Source organism: Modicisalibacter luteus DSM 23508 (assembly GCF_000378505.1).
Lineage (GTDB): Bacteria > Pseudomonadota > Gammaproteobacteria > Pseudomonadales > Halomonadaceae > Modicisalibacter > Modicisalibacter luteus.
In genome coordinates this window covers 209,426-231,762 of sequence record NZ_KB899991.1, presented here as the reverse complement: position 1 = coordinate 231,762, position 22,337 = coordinate 209,426, and the positions used below count along the sequence as shown (strand labels likewise).

21 protein-coding genes are annotated in these 22,337 nt (G+C 58.1%); 11 read left to right on the top strand and 10 right to left on the bottom strand.

Translation table 11 applies throughout. The features are described from left to right. Positions 1-50 precede the first annotated feature (50 nt). The 3 genes from F568_RS0105755 to F568_RS0105745 are packed head-to-tail and all read left to right on the top strand — an operon-like array spanning position 51 to position 3,023. A complete protein-coding gene (locus F568_RS0105755; protein ID WP_019017761.1) occupies positions 51-980 on the top strand; it encodes a carbohydrate ABC transporter permease in 930 nt (309 codons plus the stop codon). Then, positions 973-1,851, top strand: coding sequence for a carbohydrate ABC transporter permease (locus tag F568_RS0105750; protein WP_019017760.1), 879 nt, complete (start codon positions 973-975; stop codon positions 1,849-1,851). Before F568_RS0105755 ends, F568_RS0105750 begins: the two co-directional genes overlap by 8 nt. Before the next feature lie 50 nt (positions 1,852-1,901). After that, the gene (locus F568_RS0105745; protein ID WP_019017759.1) at positions 1,902-3,023 is read left to right on the top strand and encodes an ABC transporter ATP-binding protein; all 1,122 of its coding nucleotides are present in this window, start codon (positions 1,902-1,904) and stop codon (positions 3,021-3,023) included. A gap of 60 nt (positions 3,024-3,083) precedes the next feature. On the opposite strand, the gene F568_RS0105740 is transcribed toward F568_RS0105745, so the two are convergent. Continuing rightward, complete coding sequence (locus F568_RS0105740) at positions 3,084-4,328, bottom strand: DUF1479 domain-containing protein (RefSeq protein ID WP_019017758.1); 1,245 nt, start codon at positions 4,326-4,328, stop codon at positions 3,084-3,086. 160 nt (positions 4,329-4,488) lie between these two features. On the opposite strand from F568_RS0105740, the gene F568_RS22260 reads away from it, so the two are divergent. Further along, positions 4,489-5,469, top strand: coding sequence for a helix-turn-helix domain-containing protein (locus tag F568_RS22260; RefSeq protein WP_019017757.1), 981 nt, complete (start codon positions 4,489-4,491; stop codon positions 5,467-5,469). Here the strand turns inward: F568_RS22260 and F568_RS22255 are convergent. Next, entirely contained in the window at positions 5,369-7,132 is a 1,764-nt protein-coding gene (locus F568_RS22255) for a SulP family inorganic anion transporter (RefSeq protein WP_019017756.1), read from the bottom strand. The genes F568_RS22260 and F568_RS22255 overlap by 101 nt on opposite strands. Before the next feature lie 425 nt (positions 7,133-7,557). Here F568_RS22255 and F568_RS0105725 point away from each other — a divergent pair, with 425 nt between their 5' ends. Further along, the gene (locus F568_RS0105725) at positions 7,558-8,589 is read left to right on the top strand and encodes a sigma-70 region 4 domain-containing protein (RefSeq protein ID WP_019017755.1); all 1,032 of its coding nucleotides are present in this window, start codon (positions 7,558-7,560) and stop codon (positions 8,587-8,589) included. A gap of 13 nt (positions 8,590-8,602) precedes the next feature. Here the strand turns inward: F568_RS0105725 and rarD are convergent, their stop codons facing one another. Continuing rightward, positions 8,603-9,523, bottom strand: a complete 921-nt coding sequence (rarD, locus tag F568_RS0105720; protein WP_019017754.1) for an EamA family transporter RarD — start codon at positions 9,521-9,523, stop codon at positions 8,603-8,605. Positions 9,524-9,653: 130 nt separating this feature from the next. Between rarD and F568_RS0105715 the strand changes: the two genes are divergently transcribed. Then, entirely contained in the window at positions 9,654-10,457 is an 804-nt protein-coding gene (locus F568_RS0105715; protein WP_019017753.1) for an amidohydrolase, read from the top strand. Then, positions 10,457-11,158 (top strand): pseudouridine synthase, encoded by a 702-nt coding sequence (locus F568_RS0105710; RefSeq protein WP_026300352.1) that lies wholly within the window; start codon positions 10,457-10,459, stop codon positions 11,156-11,158. Before F568_RS0105715 ends, F568_RS0105710 begins: the two co-directional genes overlap by 1 nt. Positions 11,159-11,240: 82 nt before the next feature. Here F568_RS0105710 and F568_RS0105705 read toward each other — a convergent pair whose 3' ends face one another. From F568_RS0105705 to gloB, 6 genes are read right to left on the bottom strand one after another with little or no spacing between them, the layout of a single operon-like run. Continuing rightward, positions 11,241-12,827, bottom strand: coding sequence for an ABC transporter ATP-binding protein (locus tag F568_RS0105705; RefSeq protein ID WP_019017751.1), 1,587 nt, complete (start codon positions 12,825-12,827; stop codon positions 11,241-11,243). After that, positions 12,817-13,923 carry an ABC transporter permease gene (locus tag F568_RS0105700; RefSeq protein ID WP_019017750.1) on the bottom strand — a complete coding sequence of 369 codons (1,107 nt, stop codon included), beginning with the start codon at positions 13,921-13,923 and terminating at the stop codon, positions 12,817-12,819. Before F568_RS0105700 ends, F568_RS0105705 begins: the two co-directional genes overlap by 11 nt. 3 nt (positions 13,924-13,926) lie before the next feature. Next, positions 13,927-15,000 (bottom strand): microcin C ABC transporter permease YejB, encoded by a 1,074-nt coding sequence (locus F568_RS0105695; RefSeq protein ID WP_019017749.1) that lies wholly within the window; start codon positions 14,998-15,000, stop codon positions 13,927-13,929. Between the two features lie 14 nt (positions 15,001-15,014). Beyond that, entirely contained in the window at positions 15,015-16,847 is a 1,833-nt protein-coding gene (locus F568_RS0105690; RefSeq protein WP_019017748.1) for an extracellular solute-binding protein, read from the bottom strand. A gap of 37 nt (positions 16,848-16,884) precedes the next feature. Next, the gene (locus tag F568_RS0105685) at positions 16,885-18,189 is read right to left on the bottom strand and encodes a LysM peptidoglycan-binding domain-containing protein (protein ID WP_019017747.1); all 1,305 of its coding nucleotides are present in this window, start codon (positions 18,187-18,189) and stop codon (positions 16,885-16,887) included. Between the two features lie 39 nt (positions 18,190-18,228). Then, positions 18,229-18,996, bottom strand: coding sequence for a hydroxyacylglutathione hydrolase (gene gloB / locus F568_RS0105680; RefSeq protein ID WP_019017746.1), 768 nt, complete (start codon positions 18,994-18,996; stop codon positions 18,229-18,231). A 118-nt stretch (positions 18,997-19,114) separates the two neighbouring features. Between gloB and F568_RS0105675 the strand changes: the two genes are divergently transcribed. Genes F568_RS0105675 through nudC form a run of 4 tightly spaced genes read left to right on the top strand, consistent with a single transcriptional unit; the run spans position 19,115 to position 21,910 of the window. Then, the gene (locus F568_RS0105675) at positions 19,115-19,891 is read left to right on the top strand and encodes a methyltransferase domain-containing protein (RefSeq protein ID WP_026300351.1); all 777 of its coding nucleotides are present in this window, start codon (positions 19,115-19,117) and stop codon (positions 19,889-19,891) included. Further along, complete coding sequence (gene rnhA / locus F568_RS0105670) at positions 19,884-20,345, top strand: ribonuclease HI (RefSeq protein WP_019017744.1); 462 nt, start codon at positions 19,884-19,886, stop codon at positions 20,343-20,345. The genes F568_RS0105675 and rnhA overlap by 8 nt, the downstream gene beginning before the upstream one ends. 21 nt (positions 20,346-20,366) lie before the next feature. Beyond that, positions 20,367-21,134 (top strand): DNA polymerase III subunit epsilon, encoded by a 768-nt coding sequence (dnaQ, locus tag F568_RS0105665; protein WP_019017743.1) that lies wholly within the window; start codon positions 20,367-20,369, stop codon positions 21,132-21,134. After that, complete coding sequence (nudC, locus tag F568_RS0105660; protein WP_019017742.1) at positions 21,134-21,910, top strand: NAD(+) diphosphatase; 777 nt, start codon at positions 21,134-21,136, stop codon at positions 21,908-21,910. The genes dnaQ and nudC overlap by 1 nt, the downstream gene beginning before the upstream one ends. Positions 21,911-21,943: 33 nt before the next feature. Here nudC and F568_RS0105655 read toward each other — a convergent pair whose 3' ends face one another. Further along, the gene (locus tag F568_RS0105655; RefSeq protein WP_019017741.1) at positions 21,944-22,261 is read right to left on the bottom strand and encodes an SCP2 sterol-binding domain-containing protein; all 318 of its coding nucleotides are present in this window, start codon (positions 22,259-22,261) and stop codon (positions 21,944-21,946) included. Positions 22,262-22,337 lie beyond the last annotated feature (76 nt).

The following is a 22,337-nucleotide window of genomic DNA, read 5'->3' as shown; positions in this document are numbered from 1 at the left end:
GGTGTCCGGCTGGGCACCCTCACGAGTTCCCGCATCCAAAGGTAATCGCCATGTCTACTACCTCGCTTGCCAGGGGCGTCGGCACCAACGCCGCGCGACGTACCCCTGCTGCGCGACTGCAGGACTGGTTGCCGCGGCTGGTCGTGGCCCCGTCCTTCGCTGTCTCGTTGTTCTTCGTCTACGGCTTCATGATCTGGACGTTCATCTTGTCGTTGACCAACTCACGCATGCTGCCGCAATACGACTTCGTCGGCTTTGCCCAGTATGCCCGGCTCATGGTGAACGAACGCTGGTGGGTGGCCTCCACCAACCTGGTCATCTTCGGGGGACTTTTCGTCGTCATCTGTCTGGTGATCGGGGCGGGGCTGGCTATCCTGCTCGATCAGCGGATTCGCCAGGAAGGCGTTCTCCGGACTGTCTATCTCTATCCAATGGCCTTGTCGCTCATCGTTACCGGGGTGGTCTGGAAGTGGCTGCTCAACCCCTCGTTGGGTATCGAGTCGATGGTGCGTGGCTGGGGCTTCGAGTCCTTCCAGTTCGACTGGCTGGTCGATTCGGACATGGCCATCTATACGTTGGTGCTGGCTGCCGTCTGGCAGGCATCGGGCTTCGTCATGGCGCTGTTTCTGGCTGGGCTGCGGGGCATCGACGACAACATCCTCAAGGCCGCACAACTGGATGGCGCCAGTCTGCCTCGCGTCTACTGGCGCGTCGTCATGCCGTGCCTACGCCCGGTCGTATTCAGTGCGGTCATGATCCTTTCGCATATCGCGATCAAGAGCTTCGACCTGGTGATGGCGTTGACCGGCGGAGGGCCTGGCTACGCTACCGACCTGCCGGCAACGTTCATGTATGCGCATGCGTTTACGCGCGCCCAGATCGGCCTCGGCTCGGCCAGCGCCATGCTCATGCTCGGCGCCGTGCTGGCAATTCTGGTGCCTTACCTGTTTTCCGAACTGAGAGGGCGCAAGCATGGATAACGTGATCCGACGGCGCACGCTCGGCGCACGCCTGGCTCGCTGGGCCGTTTACGCCGTGCTGGTGGGCATGGCCTTGTTTTATCTGCTCCCGCTGGTGGTCATGCTGTTGACCTCGGTCAAGCCGCTCGAAGAGATCCGGGCCGGTTCGCTGCTGGCGCTACCCCAGGCGCCCACGCTGGCACCTTGGGTCAAAGCCTGGAGCGAGGCCTGCACTGGGATGCGTTGTGAAGGCGTGGGCGGCTACTTCTGGAATTCGTTCCGGATTGTCATACCGGCAGTAGCGATCTCAACGTTCCTGGGAGCGCTCAATGGGTATGCACTGACCAAGTGGCGATTTCGTGGCGCCGATTTGATCTTCGCTTTGATGTTGTTCGGCTGTTTCATCCCGTTCCAGGTCGTGTTGCTGCCAATGGCTCGCACCCTGGGGTGGCTGGGACTGTCCAATTCCACGGCGGGTCTGGTATTGGTCCATGTGGTGTTCGGGATTGCCTTTACCACGCTGTTCTTCCGTAACTTTTATGTTGCCATCCCCAACGAGCTGGTTTCGGCGGCGAAGCTGGATGGCGCCGGATTCTTCCGTATCTTCTGGCGGATCCTGCTTCCGGTCTCTGCGCCGATCTTCGTGGTCTCGGTGATCTGGCAGTTCACCCAAATCTGGAACGACTTCCTTTTCGGGGTCGCTTTCTCGGCATTCGAGACCCAGCCCGTCACGGTGGCGCTGAACAACATGGTCAACACGTCCACAGGGGTCAAGGAGTACAACGTCGACATGGCGGCTGCAATGATCGCTGCCTTGCCCACGTTGGTGGTCTATGTCCTGGCGGGCAAGTATTTCGTACGCGGGCTGACGGCCGGTTCGGTGAAGGGCTGAAGAGAACGTCGCCGGCGGCGACGGGAATAACAAGAGTTGAGGTGATTGCTATGTCTGCTTTGGAAATTCGCCAGGTCCGCAAGGATTTCGGCGCTACTCGCGTGCTCAAGGATGTCAGCCTGTCTATCGATTCGGGAGAGTTCCTGATTCTGGTCGGACCATCGGGCTGTGGCAAATCGACGTTGATGAATTCCATAGCCGGCTTGGAACCGGTCACGTCCGGGCAGATCCTGATTGGTGAGGAAGATGTGACCTGGTGCACGCCGGCCGAGCGTGATATCGCCATGGTCTTCCAGTCTTACGCGCTCTATCCGAGCATGACGGTGAGACAGAACATTGCCTTCGGCCTGGAGATGCGAAAGGTGCCCAAGGCCGAACGTGAAGAGGCTGTCGACAGGGTTGCTGATCTGCTTCAGATAACTCCGCTGCTCGACCGCAAGCCCTCGCAACTCTCCGGGGGCCAGCGCCAGCGAGTGGCCATGGGGCGGGCGCTGGCACGCGAGCCGAAGATCTATCTCTTCGATGAGCCGCTTTCCAACCTGGATGCCAAGCTGCGTGTAGAAATGCGCACCGAAATCAAGAAGCTGCACCTGCGCTTGGGTACCACTATCGTCTACGTGACCCACGATCAGATAGAGGCCATGACGCTGGCCGATCGTATCGCCGTGATGCGTGACGGCCATATCCGCCAGCTGGGAACGCCGGATGAGGTATATAACGATCCGGCCGACATGTTCGTGGCCGGCTTCATGGGCTCGCCGTCTATGAACTTCATCAATGCCACGCTGGAGGGCGATGCCGGCGCCTACCGGCTCGTGATCGAGACGCCCGATGCGCCACGGCTGACGCTACCCTGGCCAGCGCACCGGGATACCTCAGCCATGAAGGAACAGATTGGTCGCCGAGTGGTGCTGGGGTTGCGGCCGGAGCATTTTTCCGAAGAGGACATTCGGTTAACCGACCAGGCGGAAGGAACATTGCTGACGGCTCCGGTTACCGTGTCCGAACCCACTGGGGCCGATATTCTGCTGCGTCTGCCGTTGGGAGAAGGTGAGGTTACCGCTCGGGTTGGACCCAAGATAAAGGTCAAGGCGGGGGATCGGGTCGATCTGCGCGTGGACATGAGCCGGGCGGTGCTGTTCATGCCGGATAGCGAGCAGCGACTGGCGTAAGGGCTGGATAGCGAGCCGGGGCAGGTACGGGTGTTTACCTGCCACGTGAACCTGACGGGTTCAGGCACCCAGCGCCTCTCGACCCTGCGCCGTCAATTCATGTTCCCGGACCCGGTCGGGGAAATCTACCTCGAAGTGATCGGGGGCGAAGTCCGGGGGGGTCCGTCCGTGGCGGAATGCCTCGAACTGGCGCTTAAGATAGGCATCATTCTTGTCGCAGCCCGGAGCCGCGGCGATGTACATGACGTTGCTGTCGAACTGGCCTCGATGCTCGTTTTCCACGGCATGTATAACGTCGCAATGCCACCAGATGGTGTCGCCGGGTTCGAGATCGGGGATGGGAACCAAGGCATCGAGCAGGGGCGCGTGCCAGCGCTCGGTAATCGACAAGGCCCGCCCGGGAGCCGCACCGCACAGATCGTCTTCGGGAACATCGTCCTGCAGCGCACGCAGTAGCAGGTAGGCCATGACATTGGCAACGGGTATCAATTGCAGGGTACCGGCACCGGCGCGCTGCGGCGTAAGCGCTGTCCAGCCCTGGAAGGTGCGAAACATGGAACACACGCTCGGCGAGGGAATTTCTCGCGCCTGTGGACGCCAGGCGGCATCGAAGGGATCGAAACGGCGCCAGTCGCCGGAAAAGACATGCCGGTAGACCTGGCGGAAGTTGTCGTCCAGCCAGCGCTCAACGGAGCCTCCATCGACATGGGGTGAAAGGCCAAGGGACGCGGCTCCGGGCGGGCGACGTCGCAAGCGGTCGGCATAGATGGCCACACGGTCGGTGTCGATGACTTGCTCGTCATTGTGGTGATCCCGCCACAGCCGGTTGAGAAAGCGCTGTACCTCGTGCATATGCGGGTCTTGGCGTGCCTGCATCTGTGGCGCTGACCAGTAGATACCGAAGATCTGCGGCTTGGCGTCGGTCAGGCTTCCGAAATAGCTATCTTCCGCGGCATTGGCCAGGCGCTCCTCGAAGCGATTGCGTACCAGGTAGCTACCGATCTCGTCATTCCAGTGGCTCGCCTGTTGACGATCGAAGACGCCATGTATGGCACACGCTCCGCGGCGCCGGATGTCTGCGAGGCGGTCATCGGCGACGACGGCCCCATCGAGTATCTCTCGAGCGTGCAGGCGAGGGATGGCCGAGTATCCCTGGCTTTGGGCGTCTCGTATGTCGGCAACCTGACGGAGAATGTCGGCCTCGACCTCGGCAAAGACCTGCCGGTAGTCGGGTAGCGCCTCGCGCAACTGGCGCTTGATTCGAACGATGGCAGTCGGCAGGTCATCTATCGTCAAGGGGGGCATGGCGCTTCCTTTTATTGTCTGACTATCACGCTGTCTGTTCCTGCCGCATGGCTATACCGGCAGGCAATGTTACACAGAGCCTAGCAAGCCGCTATGCGGCAACATGGTATTTCCCGGTCGGATTCCGGTACTTTTCGGACAGGCGCAGGAGGCAAACTGTATGAAGCCACAATACGAGCATGTGGGGATTGACCGGGGATGCTCCATTCGGGTTTTTCACCGCCGGCTCGAGCGGATTCCTTTCGAGTGGCATCGTCACCCCGAGTACGAACTGACGCTGACCTGTAATAGCCGAGGGCAGCGTTTCGTGGGCGACCATATCGGCGAATACGACGATCAGGATCTGGTACTGGTCCCTCCTGACCTGCCACACAGTTGGTGTTCGTCCGGCAGAAAAGCGATGGACCAACCCCACGAGGCGGTCGTGATCTGGTTCGGTCGCGACTGGGTGGAGAACTTGGCTGTACTATGCCCTGAATACGCCCCGCTGGTTCGCCTGCTGGCCTGCGCTACGAGCGGGTTGCTGTTCAATGCCGATGGGGTGCGTAGCATGCTTGCGCATAAAGCGGACCTGCTCTCGGACGATTCTCTTAGACGCCTGTCGGCCACGTTAGCCGTACTGGCCGAGCTGGCGCACTCGTCGTACAGCGTCTTGGGAGGGCGGGAGAGACTGGTTGCCCAGGACACCGCGCCGAAGCGCTTGCGACGCATCCTCGATATTCTGGCCGAAAGATATCGGGAGCCAATCTCTATCGATACGTTGAGTGAGGTTGCGAATCTTTCGCCCCGCTCACTGCATCGCCTGTTCACGCGGCACATGGGTATTGGCGTTCGCGACTATTTAGTGGAACTGCGTCTGCGCGAAGCGTGCATTCTGCTGGTCGAATCGGACTGGCCGGTCTATGTGATTGCCGAGCAGGCCGGCTTCTTGAACCTGTCGAACTTCAACCGATGCTTTCGCCAGCGTCGCGGTATGACGCCGCGTGATTATCGTCGAGGCTTCCTCGCGGGCGGTTGCTATCGTAGTGAAGCGTCCACTGTCACCCAGCGTCCTTTTTCGCTGGAGTACGGCCTTGATCGCGGGAACCAGAGGAAGGGCTATGGCCATGCCGAAGTCCGCTCCATGCCGCGTAAGTGCTGAGGAATACCTGTCCGGTCAGGTGTTGAAGAAAATCCGAATGCTTGAGCCGGTCCATGACTGGCCCCTTGACCTCGGCCAGGTGCAGGGTGACCTGAGAATCCTTGAGCCTTAGGTTGATGGCTTCGAGGCTTTCTAGCGCTGAGGCATCGATGAGGTTAACCGCCGAGCAGATCAATACCATATGGTCGACCTCCGGATGCTCGGCTACCAGACCATAAACGGTATCTTCCAGGTAGCGCGCGTTGGCGAAGTACAAGCTTTCGTCGATTCGCAACAGGGCAACCCGCTCGCTGCTTTCGACCTGATGGCGCTGAATGTTGCGGAAGTGTTCGGTACCGGGAACACGCCCGACCAGGGCGCTATGAGGTCGGCTGGTGCGGTAGAGGTACAGACCGACCGACAGACCGACGCCAGCAATGACACCGGCCTCGACTCCTTGGACCAGAGTCAGCGCGATGGTGGCCAGCATGGCGGCGGCATCGCCATAGGAATAGCGCCAGGTCCGCTTCAATGTCTTTATATCGATCAACGTCAAGGCCGAGACGATGATGATCGCTGCCAGCGTTGCGATGGGCAGAAACCGAATCAGTGGCGTCAGGTAAAGCGTGACGAAGGCGACCCCGATGGCTGCGAAGGCTCCTGCCGCCGGGGTCTGCGCGCCGGCATCGAAGTTGACGACGGTGCGTGACAAGCTACCGACTACCGGTAAGCCGGATGACACGGCGGAGGCAATATTAGAAACCCCCAGACCGATCAGTTCCTGATCGGGGGAGATCCGTTGCCGACGCCTGGCTGCCAACATCTGGGCGAGGGCGACCGACTCGATGAAGCCGACGATGCCGATCAACAGTGCCGGTACGAGCAGGTCACGCCATACGCCGAGGTCGGATGACGGTACGCCAAGGGGAGGCAGGTGGCTCGGAACTTCACCGACTACAGCGACACCGAAGGCCGGTAGGTTCGCTGCCCAGCAGATCGCCGTCGTCAGCGCTACGACGAACAGCGGGCCCAGCTTGACCAGGAAATCGGCGTATCGTGCATTCATCCCCCAGGACTTCAGACGGGGACGCGAGCGACGAAACAGCTGTAGTAGCGTTACAGACACCAGCCCTATGGCCAGCGTTGGCCAATGAATCCCGTCGAGATGACTGAACAAGTTGCTCAACTGCGTAATCAGGGTGAACCCGGAAGCGTCGAGCCCTGCCAATCCGGCCAGCTGGCTGGCAGCAATCAGCACCCCTGATGCACTGAGCAAGCCCGATACCACTGGATGGCTGAGAAAGTTGGCGAAAAATCCCAGCCGAAACAGCCCCATCAGGGTAAGGATCACTCCGGTGAGAAAGGCAAGCGTAATGGCGGCTTCTAGGTAGACGGTGCTACCTGGCGCCGCGACTTCGATCAGGGCGGCGCCGGTCATCAGCGATACCAGGGCCATGGGGCCAATGGCCAGGGTCCGGCTTGTACCGAACACGGCATAGGCGAACAAAGGCAAGATACTGGCGTACAGGCCGACGATGGCGGGCAGTCCCGCAAGCAGGGCATAGGCGAGTGCCTGGGGAATCACCATCAGGGTGACGATGAGAGCGGCAATCAAGTCGCTGCTCAACGTCTGGCGATCATAGACGGGCAGCCATTCAAGGATAGGGAAGTAGCGCTTCAGCATCCAGCTCTCGTACGACGGAATGAGGGTAAAGGCATAAGATTATAACAATTTATTCTTCAACCGTCGCCCTAGTGCATGAACTGGCCCTGCCAAAGTCTAGTTACTTAAATCGTCGGGCTACCGCATTTTCATCAACCCCACCTAATAATAGGCATGGGGAGGTTTACGAGTCGGTTACCTTCTCCAAGCCTTAAAAAGGTGGTCACGTAACTTCTCCCGACGCGCTGTCAGCCAGATAGCACGAGCTTTTCCGGTCCCATCCTCAAGATTTCCTGTTTCGTGCCGTTAAGTTCGGTAACATTTAGATTCGTGATTATAAAGCCGATGCTCGCCAATCACGGCGACATAAGCACAAGGGTGGCAAGCCCGGCTTGTCCGGCCCTAAGTGACTGCCATCGGCGCATACGCAAGGGGAGTACACAAGCATGCACAAAGGGACATCGAAGCCCTTGGTCTTGCTGCAAGAGCCGTTTCTGGGCGAAGCAGTAAGCGACGTGCTGGCGATCGGTGCGCTGTTAGCCGAGGTCGAACAGGCCAGCGTGGCGATGGCAGCACCGCTGTTGCGATTATGTAATGGCATCGACAATGAGCAGGAAATCTCCTTGAGCGCGACCAGCCTGGCTTGGCGCATGAGAGGACCGCTCAATGTTCTGCACAGTTGGGCGTTGGCTGACGATTTGAGTATTCATCACCACCTTGAATCGGCATCGCTGGAAGACTTCATCAACTTCGTGGCCATGGCGCGTAGCTTGGCAGAGGCTCAGGGCGCGCCTGTTCCTGGCCGGTTGTTGCACCTGCTTGGATTGGCCATGGTGCGAGCGCGCCTGGAGCGTCATGTCGGGTTGTCGCCGTCCATCGACCTACCGATTCTACATTCGACCGACGGGTTGAGTGTCGTCGAGATTGCCGCCGTGTGTGGCCTAAAACTGACGACAGTCAGAAATGCCGTATCCCGCCGCGAAATGGTGCATACCCGGGAAGACGGAGTGCCACTGGATGAGGCCCTCGACTGGATGGTTCAGCGCAGCGGCTTTTTGTATTCGCACGCCAATGCAGCATGTCAGGACCGCAGGATCAACGGCCGGCTCGCGTCCGACTGGCTAGCGAAATGTCCCGAAGTCATCGCCGAGCGTTATATAAGTCGCTTGAGACTCTCGATGTGGCGGATTCCGTCTAATAGCCGGCGGATCGCGCTGAATGCCGAAGGTGTGCGCAATTGTGTGTTGCTGCTTCCTGGCATCGAGATAGATGATATGCAGGGGCTGGGGCTTGAGCGTCTGGAAGACCGCAGTGACGACCCGGCGGCCGAAATGCATCGTGAAGCGCTGCTGCTGGGCCCCGATGAATCGCTGTGGCAGTGTCAGGCGCCCACACTACGTGTCCTGGCGTCGTTGATCGACAGGTTGGCATGCGTCGGGGAGGTAGAAATGACTCCGGTGGATGCGTGCGGCAGTTGACACGAGGGCGGTGTCAGGCCGATTTTGGCGCCGATCCCACACGGGGTCGGCTTTGCCAGGCCGAGTAGGAATATAGCGCCAGGCCGATCCAGATCAAGATGAAGGAAGCGAGTTGCGTAGGTGTCAGTGGCTCACGGAATACCAGCAGTGCGATGAAAAACTGCAAGGTAGGGTTGATGTACATCAGAAAGCCAACCGTGGCGAGCCGCAGCCGGCGAGCCGCACCGGCAAAAGCCATCAGGGGAAGAGCGGTAATGACGCCACTGGCAATCAGCAATAGCGTGGCCTGGCTATTATCGGCCAGGAAATGAGAACCCCCGACAGCGGTCAACCAGGTGATAGCCACCAAGCCGAGCGGCAATAGCAATAGCGTCTCGACGAACAGGCCCGACAGACCATCCAGCGGTACCTGCTTGCGAAGCAGCCCATAGGTACCGAAAGAGATTGCCAGTGTCAGGGTGATCCACGGCAACTCCCCCAGCAGCACCAACTGAATGGCTATGGCTACCGTAGCCAAGCCAACAGCGATGCCCTGCAGCTTCTCCATGCGCTCCTTGAGCACGACCATGCCCAGCAGAACATTGATCAGCGGCGTGAGGAAGTACCCCAGGCTGGCCTGGAACACATGGCGTGTTTCAACGGCATAGATATATACGCCCCAATTGAACCCGATCAGCAAGGCACAGGCGAGAACGCGCCCTAGTCGCCCTGGGTGGGCAAGCGCGTCATTCACGGGAGACCAGCGTCGCAATAAGCTAATCAGGCCAGCCAGAAAAACACATGACCAGAGTATGCGGTGTATTAGAACTTCCCAGGCGGGAATGCCCTCGAACATAGCAAAAAACAGGGGAAAACAGCCCCACATCACGTAAGCGGTGAGCCCGAAGATAACGCCTTGTGTGGCTTGCTTGTCCGGTGATGCAGGTTCACTCATGGCGGCTTCCAGAGAAGATCGGCAGCTAATGTAACATCATTTCCTACCTCTAGCTGCAGGGAGAGGCCGCCATCGGTTAGGCTTGTCGGTAAAGGCATAAGCCCGTGGTTACCCACGGCTAGGAGATGAAATGAGCAAGTTGCGTGTCACGCTGGTGCAGCCCGATTTGCACTGGGAAGATCCGACTACGAACTGCCGTCAGCTCGAGGCGCAGTTGGGAGACATAAGCAGTAACGAGACCGATCTGATCGTATTACCGGAGATGTTCGCTACCGGGTTTACCATGAACTCGCGTGAAATGGCCGAGCCCATGGAGCGTAGCCAGAGTGTGGCATGGATGCGTGACCAAGCGGCACAGCGCCAGTGTGTCGTTACGGGAAGCGTGGCAGTGTTTGATGGCGGCGAGTACTACAACCGCATGATCTGGGCAACGCCAGACGGACAAGTGACCCATTACGATAAGCGCCATCTGTTCCGTATGGCTGGTGAACACGAACGCTACGGGATGGGCCATCAGCGCGTTATCGTGGAACTCAAAGGCTTCCGCCTATTGCTCTCGGTCTGCTACGACCTGCGCTTTCCGGTCTGGCTGCGGCAGCAGCCTGGCGTAGATGAACATTTTGAGTACGATGCCTTGGTGTGTGTCGCCAATTGGCCGGCCCCGCGGCGGCAGCCCTGGCGAACGCTGTTGCAGGCACGCGCCGTCGAAAATCTTTGTTATGTGGTCGGCGTCAATCGGGTCGGTGAGGATGCCAAAAAGTTGGCCTATGCAGGCGATTCCATGTTGGTCGATTTCAAGGGCGAGACGCTGATCGATGAACAGCGCGATATGCCTTTCATGCGGACTGGTGAGCTTGATCTTGTGGCCCTGAACCAGTTCCGAGAAAAGTTCCCGGCCTGGATGGATGCCGATCGTTTCACGGTGGAATGCTGATGCGCCTGGATAAGTTACTTAGCGAAACCACAGAGCTGACACGTAGCCTGGCCAAGAAAGCGCTTCATCGTGAAGAAGTGACCGTCGATGGTGAGATCGTCAAGAATCCAGCCACACAGGTCGATGCAACTAACGATGTTCGGTGGCTAGGAGAGCGGCTCGAATTGGTCGGCTTTCGTTATCTCATGATGAACAAGCCGCTGGGCGTGGAGTGCACCACGCGCCCAGGTATTTACCCGACTGTCCTTGAGCTGATCGATGTGCCCAAGGTGGAACGCCTTCACCCAGTAGGGCGGCTAGATGTGGATACGACCGGCCTGGTACTGCTGACTGACGACGGCAAGTGGTCACACCGAGTCACGTCGCCCCGAGCGAAGTGCGATAAGGTCTATTTGGCGAGGTTGGCTGAGCCACTTCAGGGGGAGGCGGCCGAGAGAGCCGTGACAGCGTTTGCAGAAGGCATCTTGCTGGATGGGGAGGATAAGCCGACACAGCCTGCGGTCTTGAATATTCTTGGGCCCTATGAGGTTCGAGTCAGCATTACGGAAGGCAAATACCATCAGGTCCGGCGGATGTTTGCCGCGATAGGGAACCGAGTCGAAACGCTGAATCGGGAATCGATTGGCCCTTTGGCTCTGGACCCCGATCTTGAACCTGGCGAGTGCCGGATGCTGAGGCAGGAAGAGATTGATGCCTTTTGATTTATACCGTTATCTATTATTTGAACACAAAAAGAAAGGATGAATTCTTCAGTAGGTAGTAAGCAAGTTTCTGTAATTCGAACTAAATGGTCAGACCCGCTGCATCGACCAACGCTTGTGTATATTCACTGCGAGGGGCATGCAGCACTTGCTCGCAACTACCTTGTTCGATAACAGCGCCATCCTTGAGAACAATGACACGATGCGCCATGGCACGGACTACTGCCAAGTCGTGACTGATGAAGAGGTAGCTCAAGCCTCGCCGGGCTTGGAGGTCACGCAGTAACTCGATCAATTGCTTCTGAACAGTCCGATCAAGAGCCGACGTGGGCTCATCGAGAACCAGCAGCTGCGGTTCCAGAATAATAGCTCGTGCGACCGCGATACGTTGACGTTGGCCTCCCGAGAACTCATGCGGATATCGAGCGGTACAATCGGCAGGCAGCCCGACTTCATGAAGCGCTCTCGTGACACGTTGGCTGACTTCGTTATCGTCCAGATCGGGGTAATGGAAGCGCAGTCCCTCGCTGACAATATCGGCGACAGGCATGCGTGGCGACAGCGAGCCAAATGGGTCCTGAAAAACGACTTGGAAGTTACCACGCCGCTTACGCAACTCATTGCCCTTGAGGTTATCGATACGTTCCCCATCGAAGGCGATCTGGCCTGTCGAGCCTGTCAGACGTAGCAGCGCCATGGCCAAGGTGGTCTTGCCCGAGCCGGATTCGCCAACGATGCCGAGAGTCTCACCACGCTGCACATGTAGATTAAGCGGCTGTACAGCCATAAATGGAGCGCGTCCCCGCGCAAAAAGGCGCTTGGGCCTCGCGTAGGACACTTCCAGTTCGCGGGCTTCGAGTAAGGGGGAGGCCGTATCGGGAAGCTCGACGGGGCGCCCTTCCGGCTCGGCATCCAGCAGCGCGCGCGTATATGCGCTCTTGGGCCGCTGGAAGACCTCTTCGACAGATCCGCTTTCCTGCACCTGGCCACGGTAGAGAACACAGACACGGTCGGCGTGGCGACGAACTAGGTTTAGATCATGGGTGATGAACAACAGGGCCATACCATGCAACTCGCGGAGTTCGGCCAGTAGGGCCAAAATGTCTTGCTGCACCGTCACATCAAGTGCCGTTGTTGGCTCGTCCGCGATCAACAGTCTGGGGCGGTTGGCAATAGCCATGGCGATCATGACGCGCTGACGCTGCCCCCCGGAGAGTTGATGAGGCCAGGCATCGAGTAATTCATCCGGCCTGGGCAACTTTACCTGCACAAGCAGCTCACGGACGCGCTCGCGAGCTCCGCGGCTAGTTAGCCCTTGGTGAAGACGTAGCGTTTCGCCAATCTGTTTGGCAATGGTGTGCAGGGGATTCAGCGAGGTCATTGGCTCCTGGAAAATGAAGCCGACCTGATTGCCGCGTACCCGCTGCCAGTCCTTCGCACTGAGCTGTGAAAGATCGACATCTGAAAGTCGACGCTCACCGGTCACACGCGCACTCTCTGGCAACAGTCCCATGGCGCCCAAGGCACTGACCGACTTGCCGGAACCGGACTCGCCTACCAGCGCCAATGTTTCGCCACGACGAATTTCAAGAGAAAGGTCCTCGACCACGGTCATGTTTCCGAAGGCGATGCTAAAGCGATTCAATGAGAATACGGTGTCAGCGCTCATCGGCAGGCTCCTTGGTGAGCGGCGCCATGGACGTTTCGGTATCCGGTTGCATGGGGGCGAGGATATGCCGTGGATCGAAGGCATCGCGTAAGCCTTCGCCGATGAACACCAGCAGAGACAGCATCAGACTCAGGGTGATGAAGGCAGTAATCCCCAGCCAGGGAGCCTGAAGATTATTCTTACCTTGGGCGACCAACTCACCCAGCGAGGGAGAGCCGGGCGGCAAGCCGAAGCCCAGGAAATCCAACGCGGTCAAGGTAGTGATCGCGCCCGTGAACAGGAAGGGAACGAAGGTCAAGGTAGCGACCATGGCATTGGGCAAGACGTGTCGCCACATGATCAGATAGGACGGCAATCCTAGCGCGCGAGCGGCGCGTACGTACTCCAGATTGCGTGCCCGTAAAAATTCCGCTCGTACGATATCCACGAGCCCCAGCCATGAGAAGAGCAGCATGATGCCCAGTAGCCACCAAAGATTGGGTTCGACCAGGCTTGCCAGAATGATCAGCAGGAAAAGCACGGGTAATCCGGCCCAGATTTCCGTAAAGCGCTGGCCGATCAGGTCGATCTTGCCACCGAAGTACCCCTGAATGCCCCCAACGAGTACACCAAGTACCAGCGACCCGGCGGTCAATACCAGTGCGAAGATGACCGAGAGCCGAAAACCATAGATGACCCTGGCCAAGACGTCGCGGCCCTGATCGTCGGTACCCAGCCAATGCCGCCAGGTTGGCGGCGAGGGGGCAGGGTGGGAAAGGTTGCGATCCAGCGTATCATAGCTGAAAGGAATGGGTGGCCAGAGCATCCATCCATTAGCGGCAATCTCGTCATAGACGAACTCATCCCGGTAATCAGCCTTGGTGGGCAGAAACCCCCCAAATTCGGTCTCTGGATAATCGACGAACAGCGGTGTGTACCAACGATCCTGATATTGCAAGAGAATAGGCTTGTCGTTAGCGATGAGTTCTGCGCCTAGGCTGATCGCGAAAAAAAGCACGAAGAGCCAGAGCGACCATCGCGCCCGGCGGTTGCCTCGAAAGACTGCGATACGTCGCCTGGTGATCGGAGATAGGCCTGACTGAAAACGCGATAGCATGGATCAGGAGTCCCTCGTTTCGAAGTCGATACGTGGATCGACCCATACATAGGTCAAGTCGGAAATAAGCTTGAGTATCAGCCCGATCAGCGTATAGAGATACAGCGTTCCGAAAATGACCGGATAATCGCGTTGCATGACGGCTTCGAAGCCGAGCAGGCCTAGCCCGTCGAGCGAGAAAATGACCTCAATCAGCAGCGCACCGGTAAAGAAGATTCCCACCAGGGCCGAAGGCAGTCCGGCAATGATGATTAGCATTGCGTTGCGGAAGACGTGCCCATAAAGCACCTTGCTATCGCTGGCTCCCTTGGCCCGAGCAGTGAGCACGTATTGCTTGTGGATCTCGTCGAGAAAGCTGTTCTTGGTCAGCATGGTTAGCGTCGCAAAACTGCCAATGGCCGCGGCCACTACCGGCAGCGTAATGTGCCAGAAGTAATCACCGATTTTACCTATCAGGCTCAATTCATCGAAGTAGGGCGAGGTCAGGCCGCGTAGCGGGAAAACATCCCAGTAGCTGCCACCGGCAAAGAGGACAATGAGCAAAATCGCGAATAGAAAACCGGGGATGGCATAACCGACAATGACCAACCCCGACGTCCAGACATCGAATTTCGAGCCGTGATGCAGCGCCTTGCGGATCCCCAGCGGGATCGAGATTAAGTAGACCAGCAGGGTCGTCCATAGCCCGAGCGAAATCGAAACGGGAAGTCGTTCGATCATCAGATCGATGACGGGGCGATCCCGAAAAAAACTGGTGCCGAAATCGAAGGTTACGTAATCGGCAATCATATTCATGAATCGGACATGTGCCGGCTCATCAAAGCCAAACTGCTCCTCGAGTGCTGCGATGAAACGTGGGTCGACACCTCGTGACCCACGTGACTCAGCCCCGCCCGTTGTATCGCCACCGCCACCGCTCATCCGTGTACTGGCGGCACTATCCAACCCCTGGTAGCGCGCCAGGATCTGGTCTATGGGGCCGCCAGGGGCTGCCTGCACGATCACAAAATTCAACAACATGATCCCCAGCAGGGTGGGAATCATCAGCAGCAGGCGACGTAGAACATAGGCAGCCATGACGAATCTCCGGTTCAGCGGCCGCCATGCTGGCGTTGATTAATGACCTTGGCGCGCTCGGGGTCGACCCACCAGGCCGACAGGTCCAGGTTATACTCGGGGAAGGGGTCGGCGTAGCCGTACTTGTCCCAGATGGCCACACGCGTTGCTGCAAGGTGGTATTGCGGGATCACATAGAACCCCCAGCGCAATACCCGATCGAGTGCTTGCGCAGCTGTATCCAGTTCCTCACGGGTATGGGCACGAATGAGCTGCTCCACGAGCGCATCGATCACCGGGTTTTTCAAACCAATGAGGTTGCGGCTCTGGGGTTGGTCGGCATACGGCGTGGTCCAGTATTCGCGCTGCTCGTTACCGGGATTGGCTGACTGCGGAAAACTTCCCACGATCATGTCGTAATCGAAATTACGCAGCCTATTCAAGTACTGGTTGACGTCGACGATACGGATCTTGCCTTGTACTCCGATTCGCTCGAGGTTGGTCAGCAATGGCTGTACGATGCGCTCGAACTGCGCATCGTAGAGTAAGATTTCAAGCGTGAAGGGCTCCCCGGTCTTGCGGTTGACCAGCTCGCCGTTATGCACTTCATAGCCGGCGTTCCTCAGCAAGCCCAGCGCCTCACGCAGACGCGGACGCAGGTCTTGCGGGTGTTCAATCGGGAGCGATTTTTTGAAGACGTTTTCGGGCAACTGGTCACGGTAGGGCTCGAGCAGGGCCAGCTCGCCGTCGCTGGGCAGGCCTTCTGCCGCCATGGGGGAGTTTTCGAAGTAGCTGTGCGTTCGTTCGTAGGCGCCGTAAAACAGGTTGTCGTTCAGCCAAGGGAAATCGAAAGCCAGGTTAAACGCTTCCCGAACGCGGGCATCCTTGAACTTGTCACGGCGCAAGTTCATGACGAAGGCTTGCATACCCGCAGGTTGCCCATCGGGAATCAGCAGTTTTTTGACATGTCCCTGCTCGACGGCTGGAAAGTCATACGCCGTGGCCCAATTGCGCGCACTGGATTCGACACGCATGTCCAGATTACCTGCCTTGAATGCCTCCAGTGCCACCGTCTGGTCGCGATAATAGTCGAAGATCAAGCGCTTGATGTTGTGACGCCCACGGTTTACTGGCAGATCCTTGCCCCAGTAGTCGCCGACGCGCTCATAGACGATGCGTCGTCCTGGGTCGACCTCGGCGATACGATAGGGGCCTGAGCTCAGCAGCGGGTCGAGGGTAGGTGTCGCGAAGTCGCGGCCTTTCCAGTAGTGCTCCGGAAGGATAGGCAGTTGACCGAGGATCAGTGGCAGCTCGCGTGAATTATCCTCTGCAAAATCGAAGCGGACAGTATCTTCATCGATGGCCTGTGCAGACGTCACATCAGCGTAATAAGCAGCATAGAAGGGAGCGCCTTCATCGCGCAGTAGGCGGAAGCTGAAGACAACGTCCGAGGCGCGTACTGGCGTCTCGTCGTGGAACCGCGCCTCGGGGTGCAGGTCGAACTCCATCCAGCGGCGGTCCGGATCCAGGCGTACGCCTTCAGCAAGCAGGCCATACATGGTGAATGGCTCGTCCGGGTTCTGCACCATCAGGGTGTCATAAATCTCCATGAGCCCACTGGCGGGGGTTCCCTTGACGATGAAAGGATTGGTCGAGTCGAAGCTGCCAGTGGCTGCACGCACCAGTTCCCCGCCTACCGGAGCCTCAGGGTTAACATAGGCGAAGTGATCAAAGCCCGCAGGTAACTCAGGCTCATCGTACATGGCGAGGGCGTGTACGGTAGGAGTCTCCTGAGCCATGGCTGCCAGCGTGACACCCGGCAATGACAAGATCACTGCCGTCAGGGCAGCCTTAACGATACGCGACATGACACTTCCTTTTACAGTCCGGCTCGAACGAGCTGATTTACTGAGAATAAAGTGTCAGCAGCTGGCCGGGTTGTAAATACTGATCGGTATCCAATTGGTTCCACCGGATGAGGTCGGCTGTTGTGACGTCATGCCTTGCCGCAATACGCGAAAGGCTATCTCCGGCACGAACCTGCACGACTCGTTGCTCGCCATTTGTGGCCGATGCCAGCGCGCTGTCACTCGCCTCGTCGGGAATGCGCAATACCTGCCCAACACGGATCACGTCGCTACGCAGGTTGTTATGTCTACGCAATTCCGGTACCGAAACGGAATAACGCGATGCCAGAACTGACAGCGTGTCGCCGCGGCGTACGCGATACTGTGCCCAGCGCGTTGTGACCTGGCTTTGCTCTAGCAAGGCCTCTGTGACAGTCTCTTTGGCGGCTCGCGGTATCAGTAGGTCTGGAGAATCCTCGGGAAGGGTACTGCCACGGAGGAGCCCAGGATTGAGCGCCTTGAGACGTGTAAGACTGACATCCGCCAAATCAGCCACTTGGGCCAGGTCGAACTGCCCGTCTATGGAAACGCGTGCGAATACCGCCTGGTTGGGGATGCTAGGCAAGGCAATGCCGTAGCGGCTCGGCTTGGCAATCAGGCGGGATAAGGCCAGCAGTTTGGGAACATAATCCATGGTCTGGTTGGGTAGGTGCAGGTGCCAGTAGTCACCAGGTTTGCCCCGTGCCACGGCCTCGCGTCTCGCCTGATTCACCCTTCCCGGTCCGGCATTGTAGGCCGCCAGGGCAAGTTCCAGATCACCGTCGTACCAACGGTCCGCCTGCTGCTGAAGATAATCGAGGGCTGCCTTGGTCGAGGCGATAACATCGAGGCGGCCGTCATACCACCAGTCCCGTCGTAATCCGAGCGCATCGCCGGTGCCTGGCATCAGTTGCCACATGCCCGTTGCTCCGCCGGGGTGACGCGCAGCCGGATCATAAGCGCTTTCAATGAAGGGCAGCAGGGCGAGTTCAGCTGGCATATTACGTCTTTCCAGCTCACTGATTACCCAGTAAAGCCAAGGGCGGGCCTGTTCGGCGATTGCCGTAACGTTACCCGGACGTTGACGGTAATAGTCGATCCATTCCTGAACCCGAGGCTCCTGAGTATCAACCTGCCACTGGAAATTGTCGCGTAAACGCTGCCAGATATCGCCTTGCGTGGCAGTTTCCAGTAACAGGGCATCCCAGAAGGGAGCGGTGGGGGGCTCAGGCTGTGCCTGCGCTGTATTGGCCAGTGTCGTCAGGGACAATATGAAACCGCTCGCCAGGCTTATGGCCTGGCGGCGGGTCGATCGGTCACTCATAGGACGATTCCTTGTGAGCGAAGGTTGGATTGTTCGAAGCTAGAAATTGTCTTTCCAGGCTCGCAATGTCGTGAACGTGGCAAGGGGGGTATCACTTTGACCCTGGGCTGCCGCTGTCGCCTGGACGCGCTTGTCGTCGACACGCAAGAACGGGTTGATCTGCAGCTCACGACCGATAGTGCTGGGCAGGGTCGCTCGGTTCGATTCACGCGCCCTCTGACATTCCTGAAGATGCCTGTCGCGTGCCGGATTGTCGGGATCGGCGGCTTGAGCGAAGCGCAAATTGGCCAAGGTATATTCATGCGCCGCGAACACCATCGTATCCTCGGGCAGCTTGGTCAGGCGTGTCAGTGAATGATACATCTGCTCCGGTGAGCCTTCGAAAAGACGTCCACATCCACCACAGAACAGCGTATCGCCACAAAACAATAATGAAGGTGTACCCGCAGCAAAAAAGGCAATGTGATCGAGCGTGTGTCCGGGCACGGCCATCACCTCGAAGCGGCGCCCCAGGACACGGCATGAATCGCCTTCCCCAACGTGTTCATCGATCTCCTTGATCTGTGGATTATCCGGACCGATGATACGAAGAGAGTAGCGTTTTGCGAGTTCCGCCAAGCCGCCAGTGTGGTCATGATGATGATGTGTTACCAACACCGTAGTAAGCTGCAGACCCTCGCGCTCCAGATAATCGATGACCGGACGTGCATCGCCGGGATCGACGACAGCTACCTCATGGGAGTTGTCCTGTAGTAATAGCCAGATATAGTTATCATTGAAAGCGGGAATCGGTATCACGCTCATCATGGATCGATAATTCCTCAGCGCGGTTATCGCCAGCCAGGACGCTACATGCCGTAGTATAGTGGAATCGGCCTGAACCCAGGCTGGGCAAATGGCACAACCTTGGGGGGATCGAAGCGCTGTGTCAAATTCGAATATTATCCAATCGCTGCCTCAGTTGGTCGAGGAAGGACGCCGTTACTGGTCATCACCGACCGGACGAGCCCACTGGCAAGCTGAACGGGCATGCCTTGGACCCGTATGCGAGCGGTTGTTCGGTGCTCACAGCCTGCATATGGGAATGGCACCTCGTCTGACCGATATGTGCCCGATCCGGCATTCGCTGTGCTGGGCGCCGACTCGAGAATTGGCAGAAGACTCTTCCTGCCTGGTCTGCCCAACCGACCGCTTGGCACTTCCCGATGACTGTCTGTCTCTGGTTGTCATTCATCATCTTCTTGAAATCGTGCCGGAGCCTCATCGGTTATTACAGGAAGCGACTCGCGTCGTCGCCGATGACGGTTACGTCATTATCTTCGGTTGGTCGCCCCTGGGTGTGGAGGGCCTGAATCGGCCTTGGCTGAAGCCACGGGATACCCTGCCATGGCGGGGTCGTTGGCGAACGCCTGGGCGTCTCAAGGACTGGTTGGCGTTTGTCGACTTCGAGATCGAAAGGGTAGACTACTGCGGCTTCAGGATGCCTGGCAGTTTGCCCCGCAATGCTTCGCTCGAGTCTTTCGGGCGACGCCACAACCTGCCATTGGGCGATACATACATGATACGCGCACGACGCCGGGTCCAATGGGCCAGGGTAGTCAGGCCGCGGCTGCCGGCTACGGCCGTTGGGCGTTCGCTGCTAGGCAACTCTCCACGCATCGTGACCGAGCATGAACGCGAGAGGTTGACAGAGGTTGAATGACAAGACGCTCCCCGACGTGATTATTTATACCGACGGCGCCTGTCGGGGAAACCCGGGTCCAGGAGGGTGGGGGGCCATATTGAGTTCCGGGCAACACGAAAAGACGCTCAACGGTTTCGAGCCCATGACCACCAACAACCGCATGGAGTTGATGGCGGCCATCATGGCACTACGCGAGCTCAAGCGGCCTTGCCGGGTCGAGTTGTACACCGACTCCCAATACGTGCGCAAAGGCATCACCGAATGGATTCACGGCTGGCAGAAGCGGGGCTGGAAAACTGCAGCAAAACAGCCGGTAAAAAATGCTGAGTTATGGCGGGAGCTACTCGAAGAGACCCGTAAGCACGAATTGAACTGGCATTGGGTGAAAGGCCATAGCGGCCATCCCGGCAATGAACGCGCCGACACGTTGGCCAATGAGGCCATAGATGCCGCCAAGGTCGCCCAGAATTAACAGGATTCTACGGATTACAGCATGCGCCAAATTGTTCTGGATACCGAGACTACGGGCATCGACCCAAAGGAAGGCCATCGTCTCATCGAAATCGGGGCTGTCGAGGTCATCAATCGACGTCTGACGGGGCGCACCTATCATCAGTACATCAACCCCGAGCGGGAGATCGAAGCGGAAGCCATCGGGATTCACGGCATCACCAATGAGCGTGTTGCCAATGAGCCACGTTTCGCCGAAATTGCCGATGCGTTCTGGGATTTCATTCGCGGCGCCGAGTTGGTCATTCATAACGCGGCATTCGACGTAGGCTTCATCGATCACGAGTTCAAGATGCTGCATGCGAAGCGTGGCGATCCCCGCCTGGGGCCGGTTGCCAGCCACTGTGGTGTCCTCGATACGCTGAAGCTTGCTCGCGACAAGCACCCGGGGCAACGCAACAGCCTGGATGCCCTGTGTAAGCGCTACGAAATCGATAACGGCCACCGGGTGCTGCACGGTGCATTGTTGGACGCCGAGATTTTGGCCGATGTCTATCTCGCCATGACCGGGGGGCAGACGGCTCTGCTACTCGATGCGGAAGCGCGGGATGCAGGTACCGAGAACGGGACGACCAGTGGCATTCGGCGTTTGGCCGTGGACCGGCCGACCCTGGCCGTAACGCGACTCAGCGAGGCTGAGCTTGCGGCACATCACGCCAAACTGGCCAAGATTCGTGAGAAAAGCGGTCAGTGCCAGTGGGACAAGTTGGCTGGCTGGCAGCAGGAAGAAGCTGGGCAGGCAGTGCACTGATGTTTCGCCGCGAACTTCCCTCGTTAGAAGATTACTCCGGAGGCTTGCTTGTCCGGATTGGGAATCAGGGTACCATCGCGCCGGGCGATGAGCCGGGAATATTGTCAAGCGTAGCGCGCTGGCCAGATCACGCACAGCCTCTCGGCTTCTGGAACGATGAGCCCGTTGCTCTGAACGTCGAGGAAGGTGAGGCCAATTGGTTGCCGGCTAGAGAATGGCTCGCCCAATTGCCTGGTTCACAGTCCGTATTGATATCGACCGCCTTGCAGGTGGCTACCTGGCAGCGCGATCACCGGTTCTGTGGCCGTTGCAGTACGTTGATGCAGCGCATCGAGACCGAATTCGCGGTGCAATGCCCAGCCTGTGGCCTTCGTAACTATCCGCGCATATCTCCATGCATCATCACCTTGGTGACCTACGGAGAAGACTTGCTACTGGCGCGTAGTCCACGGTTTCCCCCTGGTCGTTATTCGACATTGGCGGGATTCATCGAGCCAGGAGAAAGCGCAGAGGATGCCGTGCGACGTGAAGTGTTCGAGGAGGTGGGAGTGCATGTCGGCCGGGTTGCCTATTATCGAAGTCAGTCCTGGCCGTTTCCGCATTCTTTGATGTTGGGGTATTTCGCGGAAGCGGCGAGCCGGCGCATTGCGATCGATGGCATCGAGATTGCCGATGCTGCCTGGTTCTCTCCCCGCCATCTGCCCCAGTTGCCGCCTCTGTATTCGATATCGCGGGATTTGATCGAGACCCATCTCAAGTCGGTTGGCGTCCGCTGAGCCCTGCTATCGTCGCACCTCGCACCGTTGCGGTTATCTGCTCGGAAAGAGGTTGGTCAGCTTGGTAGCAAGCATGAGGTTTCCGCTAGCTTTCAGTTTTCCTGACATGAAGGCCTGCATACCGTTGATGTCACCATTCATGACCCCTTTGAGTGTGCTGGAGTCAGTAGACAGGGTCACGGAGGGGTCGTCGTGCTCACCTTGGTGAACATCCATGGTGCCGTCCTGCACGACTAGGTAATAGTTCTCGGCATCGCTGATGTTGAATTGGAATATGTCATCCATGCCTTGTGCGGCATCAGGATCGAACCGAGACTTGAGACTTTCGATGACGGTAGCGCTATCGGCCATTGAGGTGCCCTTTGATTCTGTTAGGTAGTTCATGTGCGAGAGTATTTAAAACAACCGTTTGAATCAAGCCTGCCCA